The organism is Moraxella canis (genome assembly GCF_034424565.1).
GTDB classification, from domain to species: Bacteria; Pseudomonadota; Gammaproteobacteria; order Pseudomonadales; family Moraxellaceae; genus Moraxella; species Moraxella canis.
This window is the reverse complement of record NZ_CP139961.1, coordinates 260,804-285,266: the sequence shown is the minus strand read 5'-3', so window position 1 is coordinate 285,266 and position 24,463 is coordinate 260,804. Positions and strand designations below refer to the sequence as shown.

25 protein-coding genes and 1 tRNA gene are annotated in these 24,463 nt (G+C 45.1%); 13 read left to right on the top strand and 13 right to left on the bottom strand.

Annotated features, from left to right (window positions below):
• Nucleotides 1-44 precede the first annotated feature (44 nt).
• From aroC to U0021_RS01210, 3 genes are all read left to right on the top strand, one after another.
• Entirely contained in the window at nt 45-1,136 is a 1,092-nt protein-coding gene (gene aroC, locus U0021_RS01220) for a chorismate synthase (protein ID WP_114800478.1), read from the top strand.
• A 31-nt stretch (nt 1,137-1,167) separates the two neighbouring features.
• Nucleotides 1,168-1,638: a Cys-tRNA(Pro) deacylase gene (ybaK, locus tag U0021_RS01215; protein ID WP_114800477.1), complete on the top strand. Its 471-nt coding sequence runs from the start codon at nt 1,168-1,170 to the stop codon at nt 1,636-1,638.
• A 79-nt stretch (nt 1,639-1,717) separates the two neighbouring features.
• Nucleotides 1,718-2,233, top strand: coding sequence for a hypothetical protein (locus tag U0021_RS01210; protein ID WP_114800476.1), 516 nt, complete (start codon nt 1,718-1,720; stop codon nt 2,231-2,233).
• A gap of 47 nt (nt 2,234-2,280) precedes the next feature.
• Here the strand turns inward: U0021_RS01210 and U0021_RS01205 are convergent, their stop codons facing one another.
• Nucleotides 2,281-2,811, bottom strand: coding sequence for an inorganic diphosphatase (locus tag U0021_RS01205; RefSeq protein WP_049235802.1), 531 nt, complete (start codon nt 2,809-2,811; stop codon nt 2,281-2,283).
• A gap of 41 nt (nt 2,812-2,852) precedes the next feature.
• The gene (gene lipB, locus U0021_RS01200) at nt 2,853-3,596 is read right to left on the bottom strand and encodes a lipoyl(octanoyl) transferase LipB (protein ID WP_114800511.1); all 744 of its coding nucleotides are present in this window, start codon (nt 3,594-3,596) and stop codon (nt 2,853-2,855) included.
• A 231-nt stretch (nt 3,597-3,827) separates the two neighbouring features.
• Here lipB and pncB point away from each other — a divergent pair, with 231 nt between their 5' ends.
• A complete protein-coding gene (gene pncB / locus U0021_RS01195; protein WP_049235804.1) occupies nt 3,828-5,060 on the top strand; it encodes a nicotinate phosphoribosyltransferase in 1,233 nt (410 codons plus the stop codon).
• 85 nt (nt 5,061-5,145) lie between these two features.
• On the opposite strand, the gene xseB is transcribed toward pncB, so the two are convergent.
• Nucleotides 5,146-5,367: an exodeoxyribonuclease VII small subunit gene (gene xseB / locus U0021_RS01190; protein ID WP_114800475.1), complete on the bottom strand. Its 222-nt coding sequence runs from the start codon at nt 5,365-5,367 to the stop codon at nt 5,146-5,148.
• Between the two features lie 343 nt (nt 5,368-5,710).
• Here xseB and U0021_RS01185 point away from each other — a divergent pair, with 343 nt between their 5' ends.
• Nucleotides 5,711-7,159, top strand: a complete 1,449-nt coding sequence (locus U0021_RS01185; protein ID WP_078255768.1) for an SLC13 family permease — start codon at nt 5,711-5,713, stop codon at nt 7,157-7,159.
• A 126-nt stretch (nt 7,160-7,285) separates the two neighbouring features.
• On the opposite strand, the gene U0021_RS01180 is transcribed toward U0021_RS01185, so the two are convergent.
• Nucleotides 7,286-8,230: a LysR substrate-binding domain-containing protein gene (locus tag U0021_RS01180; protein WP_049235807.1), complete on the bottom strand. Its 945-nt coding sequence runs from the start codon at nt 8,228-8,230 to the stop codon at nt 7,286-7,288.
• Nucleotides 8,231-8,398: 168 nt separating this feature from the next.
• Between U0021_RS01180 and U0021_RS01175 the strand changes: the two genes are divergently transcribed.
• The 4 genes from U0021_RS01175 (at nt 8,399) to U0021_RS01160 (ending at nt 12,996) form a co-directional block, all read left to right on the top strand.
• The gene (locus U0021_RS01175; protein ID WP_114800510.1) at nt 8,399-9,943 is read left to right on the top strand and encodes an AmpG family muropeptide MFS transporter; all 1,545 of its coding nucleotides are present in this window, start codon (nt 8,399-8,401) and stop codon (nt 9,941-9,943) included.
• A 3-nt stretch (nt 9,944-9,946) separates the two neighbouring features.
• Nucleotides 9,947-10,843 (top strand): peptide chain release factor N(5)-glutamine methyltransferase, encoded by an 897-nt coding sequence (gene prmC, locus U0021_RS01170; protein ID WP_327037529.1) that lies wholly within the window; start codon nt 9,947-9,949, stop codon nt 10,841-10,843.
• Entirely contained in the window at nt 10,840-11,583 is a 744-nt protein-coding gene (locus U0021_RS01165) for a HesA/MoeB/ThiF family protein (protein WP_114800791.1), read from the top strand. The genes prmC and U0021_RS01165 overlap by 4 nt, the downstream gene beginning before the upstream one ends.
• Nucleotides 11,584-11,676: 93 nt before the next feature.
• On the top strand, nt 11,677-12,996 hold the full coding sequence (locus U0021_RS01160) for an ABC1 kinase family protein (protein ID WP_114800792.1): 1,320 nt from the start codon (nt 11,677-11,679) through the stop codon (nt 12,994-12,996).
• An 81-nt stretch (nt 12,997-13,077) separates the two neighbouring features.
• Here U0021_RS01160 and U0021_RS01155 read toward each other — a convergent pair whose 3' ends face one another.
• Genes U0021_RS01155 through tusD form a run of 5 tightly spaced genes read right to left on the bottom strand, consistent with a single transcriptional unit; the run spans nt 13,078 to nt 16,013 of the window.
• Nucleotides 13,078-14,475, bottom strand: a complete 1,398-nt coding sequence (locus U0021_RS01155; protein ID WP_114800811.1) for a DUF3482 domain-containing protein — start codon at nt 14,473-14,475, stop codon at nt 13,078-13,080.
• 5 nt (nt 14,476-14,480) lie between these two features.
• Nucleotides 14,481-14,963, bottom strand: a complete 483-nt coding sequence (locus tag U0021_RS01150; protein ID WP_114800793.1) for an acyl-CoA thioesterase — start codon at nt 14,961-14,963, stop codon at nt 14,481-14,483.
• Nucleotides 14,964-14,984: 21 nt separating this feature from the next.
• A complete protein-coding gene (locus U0021_RS01145) occupies nt 14,985-15,305 on the bottom strand; it encodes a TusE/DsrC/DsvC family sulfur relay protein (protein WP_114800794.1) in 321 nt (106 codons plus the stop codon).
• Between the two features lie 15 nt (nt 15,306-15,320).
• Nucleotides 15,321-15,626, bottom strand: coding sequence for a hypothetical protein (locus U0021_RS01140; protein WP_114800795.1), 306 nt, complete (start codon nt 15,624-15,626; stop codon nt 15,321-15,323).
• Between the two features lie 9 nt (nt 15,627-15,635).
• The gene (gene tusD, locus U0021_RS01135; RefSeq protein ID WP_078255771.1) at nt 15,636-16,013 is read right to left on the bottom strand and encodes a sulfurtransferase complex subunit TusD; all 378 of its coding nucleotides are present in this window, start codon (nt 16,011-16,013) and stop codon (nt 15,636-15,638) included.
• A gap of 116 nt (nt 16,014-16,129) precedes the next feature.
• Here tusD and glnE point away from each other — a divergent pair, with 116 nt between their 5' ends.
• From glnE to U0021_RS01120, 3 genes are all read left to right on the top strand, one after another.
• Entirely contained in the window at nt 16,130-18,943 is a 2,814-nt protein-coding gene (glnE, locus tag U0021_RS01130) for a bifunctional [glutamate--ammonia ligase]-adenylyl-L-tyrosine phosphorylase/[glutamate--ammonia-ligase] adenylyltransferase (protein ID WP_114800796.1), read from the top strand.
• Nucleotides 18,944-19,105: 162 nt separating this feature from the next.
• A complete protein-coding gene (locus tag U0021_RS01125) occupies nt 19,106-20,038 on the top strand; it encodes a branched-chain amino acid transaminase (RefSeq protein WP_114800797.1) in 933 nt (310 codons plus the stop codon).
• 127 nt (nt 20,039-20,165) lie between these two features.
• The gene (locus tag U0021_RS01120; RefSeq protein WP_233424915.1) at nt 20,166-20,348 is read left to right on the top strand and encodes an oxidoreductase-like domain-containing protein; all 183 of its coding nucleotides are present in this window, start codon (nt 20,166-20,168) and stop codon (nt 20,346-20,348) included.
• Nucleotides 20,349-20,423: 75 nt separating this feature from the next.
• Here the strand turns inward: U0021_RS01120 and U0021_RS01115 are convergent.
• Nucleotides 20,424-20,508, bottom strand: a tRNA-Leu gene (locus U0021_RS01115).
• A gap of 301 nt (nt 20,509-20,809) precedes the next feature.
• Here U0021_RS01115 and U0021_RS01110 point away from each other — a divergent pair.
• A complete protein-coding gene (locus U0021_RS01110) occupies nt 20,810-21,886 on the top strand; it encodes a DUF475 domain-containing protein (RefSeq protein ID WP_078255741.1) in 1,077 nt (358 codons plus the stop codon).
• 44 nt (nt 21,887-21,930) lie between these two features.
• On the opposite strand, the gene maiA is transcribed toward U0021_RS01110, so the two are convergent.
• The 3 genes from maiA to U0021_RS01095 form a co-directional block, all read right to left on the bottom strand.
• A complete protein-coding gene (gene maiA / locus U0021_RS01105; RefSeq protein WP_114800798.1) occupies nt 21,931-22,566 on the bottom strand; it encodes a maleylacetoacetate isomerase in 636 nt (211 codons plus the stop codon).
• 141 nt (nt 22,567-22,707) lie between these two features.
• Nucleotides 22,708-24,060, bottom strand: coding sequence for a siroheme synthase CysG (cysG, locus tag U0021_RS01100; protein WP_078256757.1), 1,353 nt, complete (start codon nt 24,058-24,060; stop codon nt 22,708-22,710).
• Nucleotides 24,061-24,084: 24 nt separating this feature from the next.
• Nucleotides 24,085-24,462 carry a DUF934 domain-containing protein gene (locus U0021_RS01095; RefSeq protein ID WP_114800799.1) on the bottom strand — a complete coding sequence of 126 codons (378 nt, stop codon included), beginning with the start codon at nt 24,460-24,462 and terminating at the stop codon, nt 24,085-24,087.
• Between the last annotated feature and the right edge of the window lies 1 nt (nt 24,463).

The window sequence follows — 24,463 nt, the reverse complement described above, 5'->3', positions numbered from 1 at the left end:
CTAAAATAACGCAATTTTTATACAAATCGGATGAAGGTGGCATCATGGCAGGCAATACCATTGGGCAAATATTTACTGTGACGACATGTGGGGAATCGCATGGCGCAGGTTTGATGGCGATTGTGGACGGTGTGCCACCCGGGCTCATGCTGAGCGCAGAAGATCTGCAAGTTGAGCTTGATCGCCGCAAGCCCGGCACATCTAAATTCGCCACTCAAAGAAAAGAAGCAGATGTGGTTGAGATTATCTCTGGCGTCTTTGAAGGACGTACCACTGGCACACCCATTGGGCTATTGATTCGCAATACTGATCAAAAATCCAAAGATTATGGCAATATCGCCAATACATTCCGCCCAAATCATGCTGACTACACTTACACGATGAAATATGGCTTTCGAGATTATCGTGGCGGCGGTCGTTCCTCTGCGCGAGAGACCGCAATGCGTGTGGCGGCAGGTGCGATTGCTAAGAAGTACCTTAAAGAGCGCTTGGGCATCGTGATACGCGGTCATGTCACTCAAATTGGCACCCAAAAAGCACAGACACTAGATTGGGACTTGGTGAATAATAATCCATTTTTCTGCGGGGATGCCGAAGCCATTCCTAGATTTGAAGAGTTGGTGACATCACTGCGCGAACAGGGTACAAGCTGCGGCGCTAGGCTTGAGATATTTGCCGAGAATGTGCCTGTAGGTCTTGGTGAGCCTGTGTTTGATCGCTTAGACGCTGATATCGCACACGCCATGATGTCGATCAATGCGGTTAAGGCGGTAGAGATTGGCGATGGTTTTGATGTGGCGGCACAATTTGGACACGACAGCCGAGATGAGCTGACACCTGATGGCTTTGCTGCCAATCATGCTGGCGGTATTTTGGGTGGTATCTCCAGTGGTCAAACGATCCGTGTTGCCATTGCGCTAAAACCCACCGCCAGCATCACCACGCCTGGCAAAACGATCAATCTTGATGGCGAGGCGGTTGATGTGATTACCAAAGGTCGCCATGATCCTTGTGTGGGTGTGCGTGCCACACCAATTGCAGAGGCGATGCTTGCCATTGTGATTTTGGATCATTACTTGCGCCATCGTGCCCAAAATGCTGACGTTGTGCCACCACTAAAGCCCATTGAAAATTAATACATCTGATTAAACTGACTCATGGACTGTCATGACACCTGCTATCAAATTGTTACAAAAACAAAAAATTGCTCATCAGGTGCTTGAGTATGAGCATGATCCAAATGCATCTAGCTTTGGGCTTGAAGCTGCTCAAAAACTTAATTTGCCCGCTGATCAAGTGTTTAAGACATTATTGGCGACAGACGGCAAAGTCTACTTTGTGGCAATTTTACCTGTGGATTGTCGATTGAGTCTCAAAAAACTGGCAATGGCGGTGGGCGCTAAAAAATTACAAATGGCGAACGCTGAAGATGCCGAGAGAATCACCGGTTACCTGGTGGGTGGCATCAGTCCATTGGCTCAAAAAAAGCGCCTAAAGACCGTGATACAAACCCAAGCAAAACACCTTGAGTGTATGTATGTCAGCGGCGGTAAGCGTGGCTGTGATGTTGGTATCCATCCAAATGATTTGGCAAAATTGTTGAATGCAATGTTTGCTGATGTCATTGAGTCGGTATGATGTGTGTGAATGGATATGAGCGAGATGATGACTGATCAATTATCTGACATTTTTGATGATGCAGCCATAAAGTGTGTTGATGGTGAAGATACTGCTACCAATTAAGCAAACGCTTAAAAATTATAACAGCTATCCTGCTGCGATGATATTATCGCTGATGGGATTAACTGCTTGTCAAGAGGATCAGGCAAGCAAAGATGCGTCTGCGCATATTGGTCTTCAGCAGCCCAAAAATAGTACAGTGAATGCTCCCAATCTGCTCAAAAAAGCCAAAGCCCAAAACAGCTGCCCAAGATTGGTACAAAAAAAGGTTGATCGCACTCAAATATTAAGACACGACACCTTGGCGACCGATTCTTGTGATTATTTCATTTATCCTAATATTGGCGACACTGTTGAGGCGAGCGTCTCGGATCGACGGATTGAGCTTAGCTTAATACGCCCTGATTGGCATGATTTTGACAATGGCGGATTTGTGGTGACCAAAAATGGTCGTCATGTCATTCGTTTACAATACGATGCATTTGGTAGTAGACCGCCCATCATGGATTATGTCATCCAAATTGATATCATTCCACCCAAAGATGAGTATTAAAAATGGTCGAAAACTGATTTTCGACCATTTTTATTGATATGCCCAAATTATTGCTCAGTCCAACGCTTTTGGCTTTCTTTGATCACTTCTTTGGCTACATCAGCATCAAAAAAACCTTCAACAACGGTTGAGCCTGGTTTTTTTAGATCTTTGTAATGACTAAAATGGAATTGAAGCTGCTTGATCAGCTGCTTAGGCAAATCTTCTAAGCTGTTATAAGCATTGCCATTATTACGATCGTCAGCAGGGACAACGATCACTTTATCATCCACTTCACCATCATCCACAAACTTCATAACGCCGATTACTTTGGCTTTTAGGAAAATGCCTGTGGTCAAAGGCTGCTCTGTGATGATCAAGGCGTCAAGCTCATCGCCATCTTCATCTAGGGTTTGAGGGATGAAGCCGTAGTTGCATGGCTTAGCAAACGCAATCGGCTCAACACGATCAAGCTCAAAACACGCCAAGTGGCGGTTCCATTCAATTTTGTGGTTTGAGCCAGTAGGAATTTCAACAACCACATTGATGATACCGCCATCAACATCGCCTGCGTCTAGAATTTTATTAAAATCTGCCATGAGTTACTCCATGAAATTAAAAAGATGATAAAAAAACAAGCTCATTTTAGCGTATCTTGGGGTCGTAATTCAACCAAACCTGCATGACGCTCAGCGATATTTTTGATCAATTTGGCGATGAACTCACCCATCTGAGCTTGATCAAATCGCTCAAAACTTGAGAGTTTTGCCATCGGCATTCCTGCATAGCCGCAAGGATTGATGGCATGAAATGCGCTCAGATCATTGATCAGATTGATGGCGATGCCATGATAGCTAAAGCCTTGCTTGATCTTAAAGCCCAAGCTTGCAATTTTGCCAAGCATATCGCCTGCTTGATTATAAATATATACCCCAGGTGCATCACGCCGAGCTTTCACAGTCAGCGCATCAGGCAGATACTCGCCAACCACATCGATGATAGCTTGTTCGGCATGGCTAACCAAATCTCGAACGCCAAAATTCAAACGATGCAGATCAAACAACCAATAGACCACCAGCTGACCTTGACCATGCCAAGTCACCTGCCCGCCTCTATCGGTTTGGATCACTGGCGTGTCTGTGCGATATAAGATATGTTCAGGCTTGCCAGCTTGCCCCAGCGTATAAACATCTTGATGCTCGACGATCCACAGCTCGTCAGCATGATGCTGTGCTGACTTTTTATCCTCGATGCGCTGCAGCGTGTGATTTAGCATGGCTTCGTGAATGGCTTGATAGTCAGCATCATCAAAAAGCCGCACGATCAGATCATCGGTCGATAGAGTTTGAAGCTTAGGATAATAAGAGGGCGTGATAGTATTCATGTCAAAGGGATTGGACTTGGTTTTTAAATTATAAACTTTTGTCATAATAAGGGGTTTATTGGCAGATTGCAAGATAATTTATGGTCAGCTGACCGTGGGGCAGAAGAAGTTTGATAATTATTAATGTATAATTAATGAAAAATAGATAAAAACCCCATAAAATGATGCAAATCAGGATGTTTTTGTGTATGATAGGGATTTTTATAAGAATCAACCACGGATTTAAGGCTTATGAATGTCTTTTTGAACGCCGATGAACCGATTGTCACATCGCTGCTTGATAATGATTTGTATAAATTTACCATGCTTCAAGCCATGCTACACCAGTTTCCGCAGACGCATGGTGTTTATCGGTTTCGCTGTCGTAATAATCACGAAACCGCCTTTCCTTTGGGGGAGATTAAAGCAGATCTTGAGCAGCAGCTGGATTATTTATGTCAGCTAAAATTCACTCAAGACGAGCTTGATTATTTGCGCGGCTTGCGATTTATTAAATCGGATTTTGTGGACTATTTAGAATTATTTTCGCTTAAGCGCCGTTTTATTACGGTTTCTACAGATGACAATAATTTTTTAAACATCGATATCGAAGGTCCGATGATCCAAGCGATGTTTTTTGAGATTTTTGTGCTTTGTATTGTCAGTGAGCTTTATTATCGTCGCTTGGTGACGGATGATATCATGGCAGAAGGTCAAAAACGATTGGATGCCAAAATTGCGTTATTGCGCGACTATCAAGCCAAGCAAAGCGCCGAGCCGATGTCTGCTGATAAAGCCTTTACGGTGGCTGATTTTGGGACGCGTCGCCGATTCAGTAAAGCGTGGCAATATCATGTGGTCAAATCGCTTTATGAAGCGTGCCCTGAGATTGTTCGTGGTACTTCCAATGTTTATTTGGCTAAGCAGCTTGGCATTACGCCAATTGGGACGATGGCGCATGAGTTTATGCAAGCTTTTCAAGCTTTGGATGTGCGACTAAGAGATTCTCAAAAAGCGGCACTGGATTGTTGGGTGCGTGAATACCGCGGTGATTTGGGCATTGCACTGACCGATGTGGTCGGTATGGATGCGTTTTTGCGTGATTTTGATTTGTATTTTGCCAAATTATTTGATGGGCTTCGTCATGATAGTGGCGATCCTTATGAGTGGGGCGAGAAGGCAATTGCACACTACCATCAACTAAAAATTGACCCAAAAACAAAAATTCTGACCTTCAGCGACGGCTTGACCCTACAAAAAGCGTGGGATTTGCATCAGCATTTTAAGGGAAAAATCAAAACAGGCTTTGGTATCGGTACAAACCTGACCAATGATATGGGTGTGGTGCAGCTAAACATCGTCCTCAAACTGGTGGCTTGTAATGGACAGCCAGTCGCCAAACTGTCCGACAGTCCAGGTAAGACGATGATTGATGATGACACTTATTTGGCGTATCTTAAGCAGGTCTTTGAAATCAAAGAATAAACATAAAAAGCTGGATGGGCTGATTTGGTCATCCAGCTTTTTAGATGAATAAAAGGCTGCTAGAAGAGTGTAATAAAGCGTAAGATTATGCGTCTTGGGTGGCGACTTCTGCTTGTTCAAAAGCTGATTGCAGCGCCTGCTCCACTGTCTCAATGCGAGATTGGCAAACACGGTACGCCGCCAAAGACTCCTCCACAATCGTCACCAGATTATCAATATCTAAGGTTTGAGACTGCTCAAGTTTATCGGCATTGGTTTTTAAGATGTGATAAGCGTCTTTAAAGTTCTCAGGGGTGGTTTGGCTCATGGTATTCATCATTTGATCGTCAAAGTATGCTGAGTATTGTAACGAATTTTTGGGATGATGTTAAGTCGTTTATAAATTTAACCATTAAGCACGCTCATGATCAAGATAAAACCTATGAATTGCTAATCTTTGTTTGATGGGTGTCACAAAATCATTGCAAATTATTATATTTTTGTTATCATACTTTTAATAGTGGAAAATCAATGGGCAAAAGGGAGTGTCTGCATAGTCGTGGCTTGCAGACTTTTTTGTGCTTAAGTTGATTTTTGTGGATTTGGGTGAGCTTATGGGTGTTGACGAAGATCATCGGCACTGCATGAGAGTTTATGATCAAGGATTTAATATGACACGATCAGATCAATCAAAAGAAACAGACTTTACGCTGAGAACAGATTTTCAGCATGATGACGATGGCGTACCACCCTCTGGTGAGGTGCGTTCAGATGCCGTCAAAGGCGTTATCATCACAGTCATTGCAGCCATCATCGCTTATGTGCTTTATGCGTTTGTTTTACCATTTGAGCCTTTGGCAAATAAGGGCTTGGCGCTGCTAACATTCATCGGTATCTTGTGGTTAACCGAAGCGATCCATGTCACCGCAACAGCCATCTTGGTGCCGCTACTTGCATTATTTATTGGCATTCCTGACTTTAATACTAAAGCGGCATTGACCAGTTTTGCTGACCCAATCATTTTTGTATTTTTTGGTGGTTTTGCGTTAGCAGCCACCTTGCATGTCCAAAAACTGGATAAAAAAATCGCTTATGGCTTGATTGGGCTTGCTGGCGGTCACTTAGGGCGTGCTGTGATCATGATGTTTGGCGTCACAGCGGCATTATCAATGTGGATCAGTAATACGGCGACAGCTGCCATGATGCTGCCTTTGGCGATTGGCTTGCTGGCTCAAGTGGACGCCACCAAAGATCGTAACACCTTTTTGTTTGTGCTTTTGGGCATTGCCTATTCTGCTTCTATCGGCGGCTTGGGTACATTGGTTGGCTCACCGCCAAACGCGATCGCTGCCAAGGAGCTTGGCATCGGCTTTAGCGAATGGATGAGTTTTGGCTTACCGATGGCGATCGTACTCATGCCATTTTTGATCGGTGTCATGTATCTGATCTTGCGCCCAAACTTAGGTCAGCGTGTTGAACTTGGTACCCAAGAAGCCATCCCAATGACCATGCCGCGTATTTTGACGACGATTGTGTTTATCATTACGGCTGCTAGCTGGATTTTTGGTAAGCAGCTTGGCACTGCTTTGGGCTTTAGCAGTCCTGATACAGTCATCGCTTTGTTTGCTGCGGTGGCGGTATTGATGCTTGGTTTGGTCAGCTGGAAGCAGATTTCGGACAATACTGACTGGGGCGTCTTAATGCTGTTTGGTGGCGGTATTGCTTTATCAAATATCATGAAAGACACAGGCGCATCTGCAGTCTTGGGTGAGAGTATCGCAACTTTCTTAAGCGGATCATCTAGCCTGCTTGTGATCTTGGTGATTGCTGCGTTTATCATTTTCTTGACAGAGTTTACCAGTAACACTGCATCTGCAGCCTTGCTTGTACCATTGTTTGCGCCGATTGGTGTTCAGCTTGGGCTACCGCCTGAAGTATTGATCATGGTCATCGGTATTGGTGCTTCTTGTGCATTTATGATGCCAGTTGCCACACCGCCGAACGCCATCATTATGGGTTCAGGTCATGTCAAGCAAAAAGACATGATGAAGGTCGGTTTTTGGCTAAACTTAATTGCCATCTTAATCGTGACCGCATGGGCGTATCTGTTCTTAGCTTAATGTGATCACACTAAAAATCCCCAAAATGACCTTTTGGGGATTTTTAGTGTTTTTTGTAAATGATCATCAATCCTAAAAATCAAAAACCACCAGTCAAAAGTGGTTTTTAAGAGATTTTATATAAGTTTAGTTTTGGTCAAACTGTGCTTGGCATAATTTAATGAATTCGTGACCAAACTTACGAATCTCACTGTCATCACGCACCGCGATCCAACTGGTAAATCGCCCAAAATAACTGACAGGAATAGCAACCAAATCAGGATAGTGCTTGGGCTGATACGCCATCTCAGCAATGATTCCAACGCCGAGCCCTGCTGAGACATAGGTACTGATAACATCCGAGTCAAGCGCCGCCAGAACAATATCGGGAGAAAATCCTGCTTTTTCAAAGACCTTATCGATCGCGCCCCGACCCGTAAAGCCGCCATGATAAGTCACAATCGGATAACTGGCTAGGGTCGGTAAATCAACGCCGTCAGGCATATCGGCAAATTCCGCCAGCTCGTGCTCTTTGGGTACGATAATCACATGTGACCAATCATAATAGCGGTGGCAGCGCAGCACAGCATTATTAAGCAGCGACTCAGTGGCAATACCGATATCGGCTTGACCGCGGATCACCATCTGAGCAATCGTCTCGGGGTCAGCCTGCTGTAATACCAGATTGACTTTATCAAATTTTTCACGAAATTCTTTGACAATTTGGGGGAGTACATAGCGCGCTTGGGTGTGTGTGGTGGCAACGGTTAAGGTACCTGCTTGAGCATTATTAAAATCAAGGCTTAAATTTTCGATGGTGCGAATTTCGGCAAAAATCGCTTCAATGTGTGGCAAAAGCGCCTTGCCAATTGGCGTCAGCCCTGTTAAGCGCTTACCTTGACGGGTGAACACATCTGCTTTTAGCTGACTTTCGAGTGCGGCGATTTGCTTAGATAGGCTGGATTGACTGGTGTGCAAAAGCTCAGCCGCTTGGCTAAGATTATAGCCATTCACTACCGTATGCCAAACAGTCTCAAGCTGCTTGAGCTGAATTTGTAGATGACGTTGATTAATGACGATGTCAATGGCCATAAAGATCCTTGCATGAATGGTTGTCAAGATAAATCAGCTCATCATACCGAATTTTAACAAAAAAAGGTAGGAAAAATTTACCAAAATGACAAGTAAACTGCACAAAATTCAGGTAAAATGGGAAAATTTTATTATTCCATTGTCATCATTCAACCTAAGCAAGCTATTATGAACGGTCAAATCCAGCATCAAGCCAATCCAAGCGCATGGCAGGCATTTCGTCAGGCGTACTTTAATCAGCAGGCGGTCGCACTATTATTTTTGGGATTTGCGGCAGGTGTGCCCATCTTGTTGGTGTTTTCAAGCTTGGGGCTTTGGCTTCGTGAAGCCGGCATTGATCGCGCGACGGTGACGATGTTCAGCTGGGCGGCGCTGGGTTATTCGTTCAAATTCATTTGGGCGCCGTTGGTTGATACGCTGCCATTACCTGTGCTGACGCGTCTTTTGGGTAGACGCCGCGGATGGCTATTACTGACCCAAATTTTGGTCATCAGTGCATTGATTCTGATGGCGATGACCAATCCCCAAGGCAGTGAAGCGATGCTAAGCGTCATGGCAGCAGGCGCTGTCTTGCTTGGTTTTTCTTCAGCTTCCCAAGATATCGTGATTGATGCCTATCGTATTGAGAGCGCGCCTGCTGATATGCAGCCTGCTTTATCAGCGACTTATGTCATGGGCTATCGCATCGGTATGATCGTGTCGGGTGCAGGTGCACTGTATTTGGCAGATTTTTTTGGTTCGACGATGGAGGCGTATTCTTATGCAGCATGGCAAAAAACCTATCTGATCATGGCGGCTGTCATGGGCATTGGTGTTTTGACCACGCTGATCATTCCAGAACCAAAAACCGTGGTCAAGCCCGTCACTCAAGACTCAAAAGACTATGTCAGATTGGTGATGGTGTTTGTGCTGTCTGTGGCTGCATTTATTTTGGTGTTCCGAGGCGTGGGCGGTGTGCTGCCAGAGACTGACAGCACGCTGCTTGGATTTATATATGGGACGCTTCGTTTTATGGCAAGTCTGACCGCCTTTGGCTTGATGGGCTTTGGCTTGGTCAAAGCAGGGCTGGTACCCAAGCAAATGGCTGTCAAAACTTGGGTTGAGCCTGTGATGGATTTTTTCCGCCGCTATGGCAAAAAAGCCATCTTTTTGTTGGCGCTGATTGGGCTATATCGTATCAGTGACGTCATCGCAGGCAATATTTCAAATATTTTTTATCAAGACTTGGGCTTTAGTAAGACCCAAATCGCCGAGGCGGTGAAAGTAGTGGGGGTGATCGCCAGTATTGGCGGTGGTTTCATTGGTGGCTGGCTTGCCCAAAAGATGAATATCATTAAGGCGATGAGTATTGGCGCCATCTTGGCTTGTGTGACCAATCTTTTGTTTATTTTACTGTTTTACACCCCGACAGTGCCTATGATGTACTTTGCGGTGATTACGGATAACTTAGCGGCAGGCTTGGCAAGTGCGGTGTTCATTGCGTTTTTATCGGCGCTGACTTCGATTCGTTTTACAGCGGTGCAATATGCGTTATTTTCATCATTAATGACTTTGGCGCCAAAGTTGATCGGCGGCTATTCAGGCAGTATCGTGGATGCAACAAGCTATGCGTTTTTCTTTGGAGTTACCTTTTTGGTTGGTATTCCTGTACTATTTTTGATTTATCTTGTGAATAAGCATATTGACATCAGCCAGCCCCAAATAGGTGAATAAGCCGTGCCAACGATAACTCAGTTACATGGTTTGACTGTGCGCCAGATCCGTGAGATTTTTAAAAGTATTAGTTCTGATGCTTTGCCGCTGCATTGGCTTGATGGTTGGCTAAGTTATGTACTTAATCAGCCGTTGGCATTTTTTATCACTGATGGCGACTATCAGCCGACCGAAGATGAGCTGTCAAACATTCAGGCAGGCTTGGCAAGACTGTCATCGGGTGAGCCGCTTGCCTACCTCATTGGGCGGCAAAGCTTTTGGGGTCGTGAATTTTTGGTCAATGCACACACGCTGATCCCTAGAGCAGATACCGAGATTTTGATTGAAACTGTATTAAATCATCCCAAATTTAAGCAAAATGCTGACCGTCTAGATGACACCAAAAAACCCATCACCATCTTGGATCTGGGCACAGGCACAGGCTGTATCGGTATCACATTAGCGCTTGAGCTGCCTTTAGCGCAGGTAACGCTCGTCGATGTCAGCGCTGAAGCGTTAAAGATCGCCGCACAGAACAGTCAGCGCCTTGAAGCTGGTTGTCAAGTTTTGCAGTCTGATTGGTTTGCAAAGGTGGTAGATAAATTTGATTTGATCATCACTAACCCACCTTATATTAATGAAAACGACGAGCATTTGGCACGCCTTCAGCATGAGCCAATCACTGCACTGGTGGCAGCCGAGAGTGGTTTGGCAGATATTCGCCGCATTATCGAAGAAGGCAGGGCGTATCTCAATGATGGCGGACTGATGGTCATTGAGCATGGATTTGATCAAGCGGCGGCGGTGCGCACATTGTATGAACAAGCAGGCTATGCCAATGTACGCACCGTCCAAGATTATGGTGCCAATGACCGTGCGACGCTTGGACAGTATCGACAAGATGACAGAGGCGGAGAATGACACACCTAACCGACGATGAGATGATGCGCTACTCACGCCAAATCCTACTCGAAGATTGGGACTTGGAAGCGCAAATCCGCCTAAAAAACAGCCATGCGATTATCGTGGGCATGGGCGGCTTAGGATGTCCTGTGGCTCAGGTCTTGGTGCGAGCAGGGATTGGCTCGGTGGATATCATTGATCATGATGTCGTCGATGTCAGTAATTTGCAGCGCCAGATTTTATACACCACATCAGATGTCGGCAGATCTAAAGCACTGGCTGCCAAAGATGCGCTACAAAAACAAAACGAGTGGGTGAACATCACCGCCATCACGGATAAGATCACCCAAGCCAATGCCGCCCAATTTATCAAAACTGCTGATCTGGTGATCGATTGTACGGATAATTTTTTGATTCGTGATGTATTAAATCGCACGTGTCATCACCATAAGATTGCACTGTTATCAACTTCTGCCATCGCTCAGACGGGGCAAATTGCTCTTTATACGACTGCCACGGCGTGCTATCAATGCGTCTTTGGTGAGGAGGCGGGCGATGAGATGAGCTGCGCCACGTCTGGCGTGTTGGCAAGTACGGTATCTGTGATTGGTGCTTTGGCATCACAGGCTGCGCTTAGCTTTTTGGGTAAGGGTGTCAATCCGATTGCCAATGAATTGCTGATTTGGCAGGGCGAGCGATTTCACTTAAAAAAGCTAAGCATTTGCCGTGATGCCCACTGTCCTGTTTGTGGCTCATGAGCGTCTGGGCAGCTTATGTATTTTTGTGCGACTATTGAATTGACAGTCTTTGATGACCATTTAAACCAAATTATTGAATAACAAACGACGATTATGCCAAAATTCTTACCAAAAAATCCATTATCCACCGCCAAAAACGCACTAAATCAAGGTGTGCATGTTTTAGGGCGTATCCAAAAAACTGCGAGTGTTGCAGGCTTATCAGCGCTCAGAATCGCTAAGGGCGATAAAATGGATGCGCATCTGCTTCGTGAAGCCTTTGAGCAGATGGGTGTAACTTATATTAAGCTTGGACAGTTTATCGCTAGTACGCCTTCTATTTTTCCTAGAGAGTATGTTTTGGCATTTCAAGGCTGCTTAGATCAGACGACGCCAGTACGATTTGAGCATATTCGCCAAGTTTTGATTGATGAGCTTGAGACGCCCGAGCGCGGATTGGGCGATATTTTTTCTTATATTGATCCTAAGCCTTTGGCGTCCGCCAGTATTGCTCAAGTGCATAAAGCGGTCCTTGCTGACGGCAGGCAAGTCGCGCTTAAAATCCAAAAACCAGGCGTAGAGACAGTGATGCAAACTGATCTGGGAGTGCTGCATAGCGTATTTTGGGCGCTAGAAAAAGCAGTACCAAGCCTAAAAGCGGCAAATCTTGCGCCGATTGTGGATGAGATGCGCGCCAGAATGCTGGCAGAAACCGACTTTTTGGCAGAAAGTCGCCATATTGATAAATTCTTAGCGCATCTGCATCAAGTGGGCAATACTCAAGTCACTGCACCCAAGGTGCATCATAGATTATCCACCAAAAAAGTATTGGTCATGGATTTATTGACCGGCAAATCGCTGGTGGATGAATCGCTCGTTTGGGATGGGACAGCGGGCAAAGACAGCAAAAAGATCATGAATGATGTTTTGGATACTTGGTTTTTATCCTTGATGATGACAGGCGAGTTCCATGCTGACCTGCATGCAGGCAATCTGATGCTACTTGATGATGGGCGGATTGCTTTTTTGGACTTTGGGTTAATGGGTCAAATTCAGCCAAGCAGCCTGCAGGCATGCTTTAACCTGGTGCAAAGTCTGCAAATGAATGATTATCATGGCATGGCGCAGGCGATGGTCAATATCGGTATGACGCACACCTCCGATAAAATGAACATTGATCATCTGGCGGATGACCTAAAACGGATGCTTGGCAAAATCACACCCGACCCCGCGCCTGCACCGGTCAATAACGATAGCCTAAATGCCATGATGCTGGAGATGGTCGACATTGGCAAGCGCCATGGCATCCACTTCCCCAGAGATTTTGCGTTATTGACCAAGCAGCTTTTGTACTTTGACCGCTTTATGGTGACTTTGGCGCCGGATATGGAGCTGTTTGAAGGCGATCGCTTGGATTTGGTGAGATTGAATTAATCTTAGCGCGCATGTGATTGGGCTGCTTTGTGAGCTTAGGTCTGATGCATCTGCCTAAAGATTTGGCTATCAATGACGCTTTTAGTGATTCATATCGAGTCTTTGTAAATGCGTAACTAAAACTTCTGCCAAATGTTGCGCCAAATCCGATCTGAGCGCCGCCTTGTCATCGTAGCTGCCATTGAGACTTGAATAATTAGGATGGCTGCGCGCTTTTTTGATCGGGCTTGGTAATTTATCGCTTTGCCAAGGCAAATTTTGATCGCTGGTGGTAATCTCTGAGAAGCTGGCGTGCCCACGATGTCTAAGATGATGGTGTAGATTTTGGGCACGAGCGGCGAGCAATGTGATCGTCGGTGCGTCAATCATGAGCGTCTGCACGCCCATCGCTTTGTCTTTGATGGTGGTGGAATTTGGTAAAAGTCCGCCAATGACACCGCCGATGGCTGTGCCAAGACCAAGGCTTGCGCCCAAAGTCGCCACATCAATGCCTGCACCGATGATCATTCCCGTGACGCTACCGCCTGCTGTGCGTATTCCATACTGAGTCAATAGCTCGCTATCAAACACATCTTGGGTGCTGCTTGTGATATCTAGCCGCTCAGAGGTGATGCTTTGATGATAAAATCGATATAAATTTAGTAATTTATCATGTAGAATCGATTCGCCTTGACGCACCGCATTTTGCATCTGCTTAAGTGTTGGTATAGCATCGGCGTCGCTTGCGATTTTTTGGTGATATGCGGCGACATTAATCAAAAAATCAGCGATCATCTCAGAACCAGTTTCCATCAGCTCATGCCATGTATCGCTGCGCTCTTGCTTGAGTCTTTCGATATTTTGATCATGGTTGGATAACAGGCTAAGATTTGACCATAAAGCCATCTCATTTTCAAAGTCAAAAGCAACCGTATCAAAGGCATTGACCACATGTAGTGCACGCCGTGACAGCATCTCGCGCCAAGTCTGCATGTGATGATTGGGATGATTAATGAAGTTAAAAACCGGCAAAATCGGCGTGCCTGATCCAGCCAAGATGGCAAGCTCGTCTTTATATTTGCCAAGCACCGGCTCTTTGGCATCAATAATATAAAGGGCAATATCTGCCTCAAGTAAGCTTTTGATGACTTTGGCTTCTTGGCTAAAATCCCCGTCTAGTCGCGCATCATGATTATGAGCTGCCTGTAAAAAAGCAGATAGGCGCTCCACACCATCGGCGCGTCCATCGGTATGATCCTGTAAAAAATCCATCACACCTGTGGCATCCTCTAATCCTGGTGTATCATGCAAAGTGATCAGTGGCACATTGTCTTTACTTAGTATATCAACAGCACTGACATGGCGCGTGGTCGCTGAAGCGTTTTGTACTTCGCCAAAATAGCTGTCGCGCAGCAAGGTTCTTAGTAGCGATGTCTTACCGACATTGGTATGCCCGATCACAGAGATGGTGGTCAGGCGATTGGATGAAGTGGGCGTCATAAATTTTACCATTCGTGCTGCTGAAGCTCGATGCGCAGCTCCTTGCGTTTTTTTGCCATTTCGTAGCGCTGTTTAGCAAGCGGATCATCCAAAACCAAAGGTGGTACAGGCACAGGTTTGCCTTCTTGATCGACAGCCACCATATTAAAATAACAGCTGTTGGTATGACGCGCTGTGCGAGTTTGGATATTTTCCGCTTCCACGCGTATGCCTACTTCCATTGATGTGGTGCCCACATGGTTAATACGCGCCAAAAAAGTGACCAATTCACCCACATAAATCGGTTCTTTGAAAATCACTTGGTCAACAGACAGCGTCACCACATAGCTGCCCGCATAGCGACTGGCGCAGGCATACGCAACTTGGTCAAGCAGCTTCAAGATAGTGCCGCCATGCACATTCCCTGAAAAATTCGCCATATCAGGCGTCATCAGTACCGTCATGGTCAAGTCAGTCGGGGCGATATTTAGGGTACAAAATTCACTCATGGCAAATCCTTATGTAATGAATTATAAACAATTCGGTGGCTTAGGCAAGCCTGCAATGCGGTTGACATGCCGAGCTACCAAGCCTGTCTTAAACAGCTGTTGTAGCTTTTGATTGCTGATATCAAGACTGGGTAAGCTTAGCATCAAATGCTTGATCAATGGGCGCGTTGATGGACTGTGGTGATAAGTTTCAAAAAAAACACGCACCTGACTAATGATCTGATAATGCTCACTTTCAAGCGTCACTCCAAGCGTATCAGCAAGCCTTTGTGCGACCTCAGGCGTCCAATCGGTATGATCTTTTAGGTGACCGTCATCATCTAGGCTGGGTAAATGGTCCATAGTTATATCAATGATCTAATTAAAATATAGTGTTGTATCGTACTCATCTGATCGTGCGCTGCCTGAGTGTAATGATGCTTGTATGGCATCATCCAAGGCATCTATCTCTTGAAAATCATGATATGCTTTGGGAAGATCATAAAGCGCCAAAGACTGGATCATACCATATAATCGGCTTTCAGGATTGGTTAGTAAAACTAACACTTTCTCACCGAGTTCAAGCTGAACATCATGATCAAAAGTCGCCAAAGTCAGCGCCAAAGCAATCGCTTCATAGCCGATTAATTCGCTGTCGGTATCGATATGAATTAAAAATTTCATCCATTATCCTTAAAACTGCATCACTGATGAGGCATCATCAATCATCATGGCAAGCTCAGACAGCCCAACCAAATAAAACGGCGACAGCAAATTATCCCCTGTCAGTCCATGTCGAGCGGCATTTTGGGCATCGCACACACCCCGAGCCAAAGCGGTGCTGACACAAACGGGCAGGGCGATGCCATGATCGTTTGCCAATACTTGCCACTGCTTAGCAACACTTGGTACATCAGCGGTCTGCCACATCAGTCGATTGGCGGTATAAGCCCCATCACCATAAAAAAACACCGAGATTGGATTGCCTAAGTGTAATTGCTTGGCGGCGTATTCAACCGCAAGCTTGCCTGCATGGCTGTGCGGCGATGAAGTGACAAGTAGTAAAGTCATAAATGAAAGCAGCTTTTGGATCAACAAATCATGATAATCGTTTATTATAGCCCAAAAATTGGTGTAAAATAAGCCCAAGTCATTTTTTATTGATACATGGATTTTAAGGCGACTGCATGGCTTCTTTGTATTTTGTGCCCAATCAAACTCAGCTTGACTACTTATCATTGGCAAGCCCATTTGCATCTCAAATTTATCAAAAACACACCGAAGACGCCCAAGTATTTTTGGGAGAATATGGGTTTGGGCGAAGTTTGTCAAGGTTAGATTTTGACGCATTGGTCCGCCGTTTTGTTGGGCTTGGCACGACCAATTACCTTGATTTTACCAATGAAGAAATGGTCATGTCAGGGCTTCGTAAGCTGCGCCAAATGCTGATGCTAAAGTGGATTTGGCAAGATGCGCTGTCGGTGATTTCTTTGGAAGATTTGACGCGTGAGCTGTCAGATTTTGCTGATAGTTGTATTGGGTTTTCTAAGGATTTTGTGTATCACAAGCTGACCAAACGCTATGGCGAGCCTATCATTCGCCAAAAAAACAAAACGCTCAAAGATGAGCTTGCTATCATCGCCATGGGTAAATTGGGCGCCCAAGAGCTGAACTTGTCCAGTGATATTGATTTGATTTTTGTGCATATTGATAATGGCGAAACAGACGGCAAAAAAATCATTGATAATCATAAATTCATGCGCGATCTTGGACGCGGCGTGATTAAGCTTTTGGATGAAAATACCGAACATGGCTTTGTCTTTCGGGTGGATATGCGCCTGCGTCCTTGGGGTGATGGCTCACCACTGGTGATGCACATGGCGGCATTGGATAAGTATTTTAGTCAGCATGGGCGCACTTGGGAGCGTTTTGCTTGGCTAAAGGCGCGCGTGGTGAATGACATCAGTGATGAATTTGCGCAACAGCTTAGCCAATTATCAAGAAACTTTGTACACCGTTATTATATTGATTATAGTGCGTTTAGCGCGCTGCGCGAAATGAAAGCCATGATCATCAATCAGCAAACCCAAAGGCAGGATTTGGATAATGTCAAGCTTGGGGTGGGCGGTATCCGTGACATTGAATTTATTGTTCAAGCATTTGCCTTGATCTATGGTGGGCATCATGTTCGCATCGCTGAGAATCCTGCGTGCCTGGATTGTTTGGCGGTATTAACCGAGCTTGATTATATTGATAAAGATGAAAGTAAACAACTGGCGGCGGCGTATCGATTCTTGCGCCGATTAGAGCATGCCATCCAAGCGCGCCACGACCAACAAACCCAATGCCTGCCAAGCAATCCCGATGAGATGCTTGCCATCGCACAGACCTTGGGCTATGAGTCGGTTAAGGCATTTCGCTCAGTGCTGGATGCGCATCGCCATAATGTCAGCAGACCCTTTGGGCGCATGGTGACAGACAGGCAGTCTCCGAAGCAAGAAAGCTTGGATATTATTCAGATTCAGTCGTCATTGGATGAGATATTGGGCGATGATTCAGCGGCAGCGCTTGATGAATTTATGAACTCTCGGCTGGTGATGGGGCTTGATGATGTCGCCAAAGATAGGCTCAATCAAGCCTATCCCATCATCTTGCATGCTTTATTGACGCACGCCGAAAAAGATGGCGCAGAGTCAGCAAAAATCGCCTTGCCCAGATTGATTGCGCTCCTAGAAGCCATTTGCCGCAGGTCAATTTATCTGGTGATGCTGAGCGAAAATCCAGATGCAACGGTGCGCCTGATCCCGACTTTATCGGCAAGCCCATGGATCGCCCGAGAGCTTGCGCATTATCCAGTGCTGCTTGATACATTCCTTCAAAAGCGTTATCTACATTTGCCTGATAAAACTGAGCTTACCGATATTCTCAGACAAAGCCTGCTTAGAGTGGAGCCCTTTGATGACGAAGGCTATTTGACCACCATACGACTATTCAAAAAAACTCAAGTTCTGGCAGTGGCGACCGCAGATGTGCTGGGTTTGCGCCATACCATGAAAGTGTCCGACAGTTTGACCTATATCGCCGAAGTGGTGCTTGAATCAGCGCTGTATCGAGCGTTCCATGAGCTGTCCGTCAAGCACGGGTTTCCTTTATTAAATAACGGTGAGCGTGCGCACATTGCCGATTGCGGCTTTGCGATCACTGGTTATGGCAAATTGGGTGGTCTTGAGATGGGTTATGCGTCGGATCTGGATTTGGTGTTTTTGCACCGCATCGACGAAAAAAGCGAAACTGATGGCGATAAGCCGATCAGTGGCATGAAATTTGCTTCTCGCTTGATCCAAAAACTGATGAATTATCTGGCAACTCAAACCCGTGATGGGCGCGCCTATGAGATTGATACACGCTTGCGCCCCTCGGGTAATGCTGGCGTGCCGGTAATTTCTACCCATGCTTTTGAGCTGTATCAAACGGACAAGGCTTGGGCTTGGGAGCATCAAGCTTTGGTTCGGGCGCGGGGTCTGACAGGTGATGTATCAGTGCTAAAAGAGTTTGACCGCATTCGTAAGCAAGTCCTGACCACACCAAGGCAAGCGGCACAAGTACGCCAAGATGTCATTGAAATGCGCCAAAAAATGCAAAATCATTTGGGCACAAAGACGACGAGGCGTGAGCATGGAGAAGCCGAGCAATTTAATCTCAAACAAGATTTTGGTGGCTTGATAGACATTGAATTTTTGGCTCAATTTATGGTCCTTGCCTATGCGCACGAGCATTCAAATTTGGCAATTTGGCCAGATAATGTACGCATTTTTGAGGAAGTAGAAAAAACAGGCATTTGGACTGCCGATCGCTGCCAAAAGCTGACCCAGGCTTATTTGGATTTGCGCAAAAAAACCCACGAACTTGCCTTATCCGAACAAAAAAATGTCGTCGGTGATCAAGAGTGGCATGAGCTGCGCCAATTTGTGCGAGAGGTCTGGGAGGATGTGCTCGGCTGAACATATTAAAATTCCGCAAATTTATGATCAAAAGTGTGTTTTGACATAATAAAAAGCAATCAATTTGGCTAAGAAAATCATTTTATTATTTTTATGGCATCTGCTATAATCGCTTGAAATATTAAATTGTAATAATTTTTAACAACCGATATGGAGTAATTTATGAGCATGGCAACCCAAGAAGGCAAAATGTGGCTAGATGGCGCATTGGTAGAGCAGCCAGATGCCAAGGTGCATGTGCTGACCCACAGCTTGCATTATGGCTTGGCGGTGTTTGAAGGGGTGCGTGCGTATCAGACGCCAGATGGGCGTACAGCCATTTTCCGCTTACAAGAGCACACAGAGCGCCTGCTAAACTCCGCCAAAATCTTTCAATTAGATTGTACTTATGGTTTTGATGAGCTTATCCAAGCTCAAAAAGATGTTGTGCGCCTGAATAATTTGGCATCGGCATACATTCGCCCTCTGATTTGGGTGGGTTCTGAAAAGCTGGGTATCGCCGCCAAAGATAATACCATTCATGCGGCGGTTGCTGCATGGCATTGGGGAGCATATTTGGGTGAAGATGGCATCAAAAATGGCATCCGCGTCAAGACATCTAGCTATACCCACCACCATCCCAATGTCACCATGTGTAAGGCAAAAGCTGCCAGCAACTATCCTGTGTCAATCCTAGCCAACCAAGAAGTGACCCGTAACGGCTATGATGAAGCCATTTTGATGGACCCTCAAGGCTTTGTCTGTCAAGGGTCGGGCGAGAACCTATTTTTGGTTAAAAATGGAGAGCTACACACCCCAGATTTGGCAGGTGGTGCGCTTGACGGCATCACTCGCCGTACCATCATTGAGTTCGCTCACGATTTGGGCATCAAGGTCATTGAGCGCCGCATTACTCGTGATGAATTTTATTTGGCGGATGAGATCTTTATGACTGGTACAGCGGCTGAAGTGACGCCAATCCGCGAATATGATGACCGTGTGATTGGCAATGGGGGTCGTGGTCCGATGACCGAGCAGCTGCAAACTTTATATTTTGATGTCGTTCAAGGGCGCAATGATAAGTATAAGCACTGGCTAAGCTATGTTGATGAATAATCTTTGTCAATGATATCAACATCTTGATATGATCTTGATGACAGACTTCTTAAAAGTCAAAAGGCGCTTTGGGCAACTTAAGCGCTTTTTAACTTTAATTAAATTTTAACATATAAACAGGTTGATGATGACTCAAAGTGACTTTAATGAAGTGCTATTACCCAAGCCTGACTATCCTGAAGATTGGGAATGCTGCGGCAGCGAGTGCGGAGACTGCTGTGTTTATGAGATTTATCAGCGCGATAAGATAGCATATGATGCGCAGCAAAAACGCTTAAAAGAATTTTTAGACCAAAAAACAGCTGAATGATTCGTTGTTTTTTATTTCATTGTTTGCATCAATCCAATAAAAAAACCTGCCAATCGGCAAGGTTTTTTTTAAAAATGGTGGGGACGGAGAGACTCGAACTCTCACACCTCGCGGCGCTGGAACCTAAATCCAGTGCGTCTACCAATTCCGCCACGTCCCCAAATCTGGTGAAGCATCACTGCTTTTGTGCGTGCTATTATAGCGGATTTTTATGATTTGACAAGTATTTTGTGCAAATTTTTTATTTTTTAAAGAAGCTGACATAGTGTTATGATTTATTTTGAAATGTCGCCATCATCTCATTGGCGGTGATCGTCAGGGTTCTCATGTATTCGTTGATTGATTGGTATAGATTTTAGCGGTATAATCATTCTTAAGTCAATGGCAAATCCTGTCGCTCGGTGGTCGTGTTCTCTGGGCGATTTTTTTGACAGTAATTTTTAATATGACATAAGGCAGTTATGCGACATTTTTTATTTGATATCATTTTTACTTTTGTCTGTTTTGTGATCGCGGCATGGTGGGGATATAGCCGTGGCGGCATCTCTGGAATGTTTTTGGTGCTGGGGATTACAGCGATTTTGGCAATCATGGAGATTTCGTTATCATTTGATAATGCGGTGGTGAACGCTTCTATTTTAAAGGGTTGGAATGATTTTTGGAAAAAGATTTTTTTGACCGTCGGTATTTTGATCGCTGTTTTTGGAATGCGTTTGGTGTTTCCAATTGTCATCGTCGCAGTGACCGCCAATTTGGGTATGGGCGAGGTGATTCATCTGGCGCTGAATAATCCAGTCCAATATGCTGAGCATCTCAATGCGCATCATGCGGAGATCTCGGCATTTGGGGGGATGTTTTTATTACTGGTGTTCCTAAAATTCATCTTCGGTGATAAGGATGTGCATTGGTTTAAGTGGCTAGAGTCTCGCTTGGTCAAGTTTAGCAAAGTCGATGCCATGAGTGTGTTTGTTGCGCTTGTTGTCTTGATGATCTCTATGAGCTGGGTAGAAGAAGCAAAACAAGGCGTCGTCATGGTCGCAGGCATTTGGGGGATTTTGGTCTATTTGGGCGTCAGTGTGCTATCAGCGCTCCTAGAAGGCGACAGCGACGCAGAAGAAGTGGTGTATGACTCAAAAGGTAATGAGATCGTCAATACCGCTGGCGTGTCGCCCACGATTTTAAAGGGCGGCATTGCAGGCTTTCTATATCTTGAAGTGTTGGATGCATCTTTTAGTTTTGATGGTGTGATCGGTGCTTTTGCGATTACTAATGATGTGATTGTAATTATGATTGGTTTGGCGATCGGTGCGATGTTTGTACGCTCTATGACGATTTATTTGGTAGATAAAGGGACTTTGAATGACTTTATTTATTTGGAGCACGGCGCACATTATGCCATTGGCGCACTCGCCATTATTATGCTGCTATCGACACGCTTCCATGTGCCTGAGATTGTCACAGGCTTGATTGGCGTTGCATTCATTGTGTTGTCAGTATTTAATTCGATTCAATATAACAAAAGACACGCCAATGATTAATTAAAAAAGCCAGCATCTTACTGGCTTTTTTATTAAATTAATAATTAAACAGCGTCTTCTTGGTTTTCGGGCATCGCAGCAATAAAGGCAGGCTGAGTGTTGGCATATTCATAAATCCGCCGAAGTGTTGGATAGGCGCTCAGATCCACATGAAAGCGAATGGCGTTGTACATTTGAGGAATTAAAAAACAATCAGCGAAGGTCGGCGTATCGCCAAAGCAGTATCGGCTTGCTGTTTGGCTTAATGTTGTCTCTAAAGCATCAAAGCCAAGCTGTATCCAATGTGCGTACCAATCATCAACGGCAGCAGCATCCAAGTGAAGTGTGTTTTTTAGATAATTGAGTACTCTTAAATTATTCAGCGGATGAATATCACAAGCGATGTGCTGCACCACGCTTAAAACCTGAGCTTTTTTGGCAGGATCGCTGGGCAATAGGGCAGGTGTAGGATATTTATCCTCAATGAGCAGCATGATGGCAAGAGACTGGCTATAGCTCCCAGAATCATCCTCCCAAGTAGGGATTAGTCCTTGAGCATTGATTTGTTGATAGTCTTCTGCAGTCTGCTGCCCCTGTCTTAGATTAACAAACGCCTTTTGATATTCCAGACCTTTGAGTGCCAAAAAAATGCGTACCCGATAAGCAGCCGAGCTGCGAAAATAAGTGTGCAAAGTCGCCAAATTCTAAATCCTTTTATGGGTTATTCATTAATTGTGCTAAACTTATCCATCTGGATTTTTATTATTACTGATATTGATGAATTTATCAATATCAATCAACCAAGCCTAACATTCTCCATTTAAAATGGATATCAATTTGGGTTATTGTGGCTGATACAAATCCACCACACGACCAACAATGATGATGGCAGGCGCACTGATACCGGATTTATCTTTTTTATCAACAATATCTGTCAGTGTGCCTGTCAGTACTTGCTGGGTGGGCAAGCTGGCATTTGAGATGATGGCGATGGGCAAATCGCTTGGTAGACCAGAGCCAATCAAAGAATCGACAATTTTATTAAGCGCGTGTAAACCCATATAAAAAACCAACGTTTCATCAGTTTGGTAAGCGCTTTTTAGACCATCAAAGGCTTCATTGGTCTGATAACAGCCGGTCAAAAATCGTACAGAAGTTGCGACACCGCGATGTGTCAGCGGTATGCCCGCATAACTACCCGCCGCCAATGCAGCTGTAATCCCGCTGACAATTTGATAGGGAATATTAGCAGCTTGGCAAGCAAGCATCTCTTCGCCGCCGCGCCCAAAGACAAACGGATCGCCACCTTTTAGGCGCAACACGCGATGACCTTTTTTGGCATACTCAACCAATAATTGATTGATTTCATCTTGGGTTTTGGCATGATCTTTTCTTTTTTTGCCCACAAAGATTTTTTGGCTATCACGGCGGCACAGCTCCAAAATCTCATTCGACACCAATGCATCATACAGTACGATGTCTGCCTGTTGCATGAGTCTTAGCGCCTTAAAAGTCAGTAAATCTGGATCGCCTGCGCCTGCGCCGACGATATAGACTTCACCTGAGCGATTATTGGTATTTTTAAATTGATTAAGCTCATCACTGAGTGAGTCAATTTTTTCATCTTTTAAGGCACGGTTAAAAATTGACTCCCAAAAATATCGCCGCTCGGTGAGGGTAGGGAGAGTGTTTTTGACAGTTTGGCGAAACTCACCCGCCTTGTGTGCAAGCTCTCCTAAGCGACTGGGTAATGACGATTCAATTTTGGCTCTAATTAAGCGAGCAAGCACAGGCGCTTTACCATTGCTGGATACGCCGATCATAATCGGGCTTCGATCAACAATGGCAGGGAAAATATAATCGCACAGATCAGGCGTATCGACGATATTCACTGGCACGCCGTGCGCTTTTGCGGCATGATGAATGCTTAGATTGGTCTCATGATCGTCAGTTGCACCGATGACTAACGCAGGCTTATGCTCGTTAAGATCGGTTGGCTCAAAGGATTTTTGATGAGCTTGATGGTGATTGGACTGTAAAAAATTTAAAAACTCGTCATCAAAATGCTTAGCAATGACCACAAGTCGCGCTTCAGCTTTTGCCATTAAGAGTGCTTTTCGGTGGGCGATATCACCCCCACCGATAATCAGCACGGTTTTATTGTTTAGGTTAAAAAATAATGGCAAAGTCTTCATAACGCTCACTTTAATGTTTTAATATTAGCTAAACAATGGCAAACGATTCACCGATTCGCCATCGTAACCTGTCGCCAGATCCTGCAAGGTTTTTGTCAGCGTCTCAACATTTGCTTCGTTCACCAAAAAAGCCGTTGCACCAGATTTGACAAAGTAATTGGCTTGATCAAGAGCAAAGTCACCACCTACAATGATCTCACCTTGAAAGCCTTGGTGTCTGGCATGGCGAATCAAGCTAAAGACGCGACCGTCCATGAAGTTAGCAACCACAAAGACAAGGCGCTCTTGATCAGCGATGGAAGCTTCGATATCATCAGGTGTGGCGTCAGCCGTCAGCGCTTGGCTTAGATCAAGCTCAGCGGGCTCTGAATTGGCATGTCGATCAACTTTGATTGTACTCATT

What these genes read in the sequence shown, in the direction of transcription:
- U0021_RS01185 (WP_078255768.1), top strand. Translation starts at nt 5,711, where the DNA reads ATGACACGATCAGATCAATCAAAAGAAACAGACTTTACGCTGAGAACA.
- U0021_RS01145 (WP_114800794.1), bottom strand. Translation starts at nt 15,305, where the DNA reads ATGGACCATTTACCCAGCCTAGATGATGACGGTCACCTAAAAGATCAT.
- U0021_RS01160 (WP_114800792.1), top strand. Translation starts at nt 11,677, where the DNA reads ATGCCAAAATTCTTACCAAAAAATCCATTATCCACCGCCAAAAACGCA.
- U0021_RS01210 (WP_114800476.1), top strand. Translation starts at nt 1,718, where the DNA reads ATGGTGAAGATACTGCTACCAATTAAGCAAACGCTTAAAAATTATAAC.
- ybaK (WP_114800477.1), top strand. Translation starts at nt 1,168, where the DNA reads ATGACACCTGCTATCAAATTGTTACAAAAACAAAAAATTGCTCATCAG.
- aroC (WP_114800478.1), top strand. Translation starts at nt 45, where the DNA reads ATGGCAGGCAATACCATTGGGCAAATATTTACTGTGACGACATGTGGG.
- U0021_RS01110 (WP_078255741.1), top strand. Translation starts at nt 20,810, where the DNA reads ATGCGACATTTTTTATTTGATATCATTTTTACTTTTGTCTGTTTTGTG.
- U0021_RS01140 (WP_114800795.1), bottom strand. Translation starts at nt 15,626, where the DNA reads ATGAAATTTTTAATTCATATCGATACCGACAGCGAATTAATCGGCTAT.
- U0021_RS01125 (WP_114800797.1), top strand. Translation starts at nt 19,106, where the DNA reads ATGAGCATGGCAACCCAAGAAGGCAAAATGTGGCTAGATGGCGCATTG.
- U0021_RS01165 (WP_114800791.1), top strand. Translation starts at nt 10,840, where the DNA reads ATGACACACCTAACCGACGATGAGATGATGCGCTACTCACGCCAAATC.
- lipB (WP_114800511.1), bottom strand. Translation starts at nt 3,596, where the DNA reads ATGAATACTATCACGCCCTCTTATTATCCTAAGCTTCAAACTCTATCG.
- glnE (WP_114800796.1), top strand. Translation starts at nt 16,130, where the DNA reads ATGGCTTCTTTGTATTTTGTGCCCAATCAAACTCAGCTTGACTACTTA.
- U0021_RS01150 (WP_114800793.1), bottom strand. Translation starts at nt 14,963, where the DNA reads ATGAGTGAATTTTGTACCCTAAATATCGCCCCGACTGACTTGACCATG.
- cysG (WP_078256757.1), bottom strand. Translation starts at nt 24,060, where the DNA reads ATGAAGACTTTGCCATTATTTTTTAACCTAAACAATAAAACCGTGCTG.
- pncB (WP_049235804.1), top strand. Translation starts at nt 3,828, where the DNA reads ATGAATGTCTTTTTGAACGCCGATGAACCGATTGTCACATCGCTGCTT.
- U0021_RS01205 (WP_049235802.1), bottom strand. Translation starts at nt 2,811, where the DNA reads ATGGCAGATTTTAATAAAATTCTAGACGCAGGCGATGTTGATGGCGGT.
- U0021_RS01095 (WP_114800799.1), bottom strand. Translation starts at nt 24,462, where the DNA reads ATGAGTACAATCAAAGTTGATCGACATGCCAATTCAGAGCCCGCTGAG.
- U0021_RS01120 (WP_233424915.1), top strand. Translation starts at nt 20,166, where the DNA reads ATGACTCAAAGTGACTTTAATGAAGTGCTATTACCCAAGCCTGACTAT.
- xseB (WP_114800475.1), bottom strand. Translation starts at nt 5,367, where the DNA reads ATGAGCCAAACCACCCCTGAGAACTTTAAAGACGCTTATCACATCTTA.
- U0021_RS01155 (WP_114800811.1), bottom strand. Translation starts at nt 14,475, where the DNA reads ATGACGCCCACTTCATCCAATCGCCTGACCACCATCTCTGTGATCGGG.
- U0021_RS01180 (WP_049235807.1), bottom strand. Translation starts at nt 8,230, where the DNA reads ATGGCCATTGACATCGTCATTAATCAACGTCATCTACAAATTCAGCTC.
- tusD (WP_078255771.1), bottom strand. Translation starts at nt 16,013, where the DNA reads ATGACTTTACTACTTGTCACTTCATCGCCGCACAGCCATGCAGGCAAG.
- U0021_RS01175 (WP_114800510.1), top strand. Translation starts at nt 8,399, where the DNA reads ATGAACGGTCAAATCCAGCATCAAGCCAATCCAAGCGCATGGCAGGCA.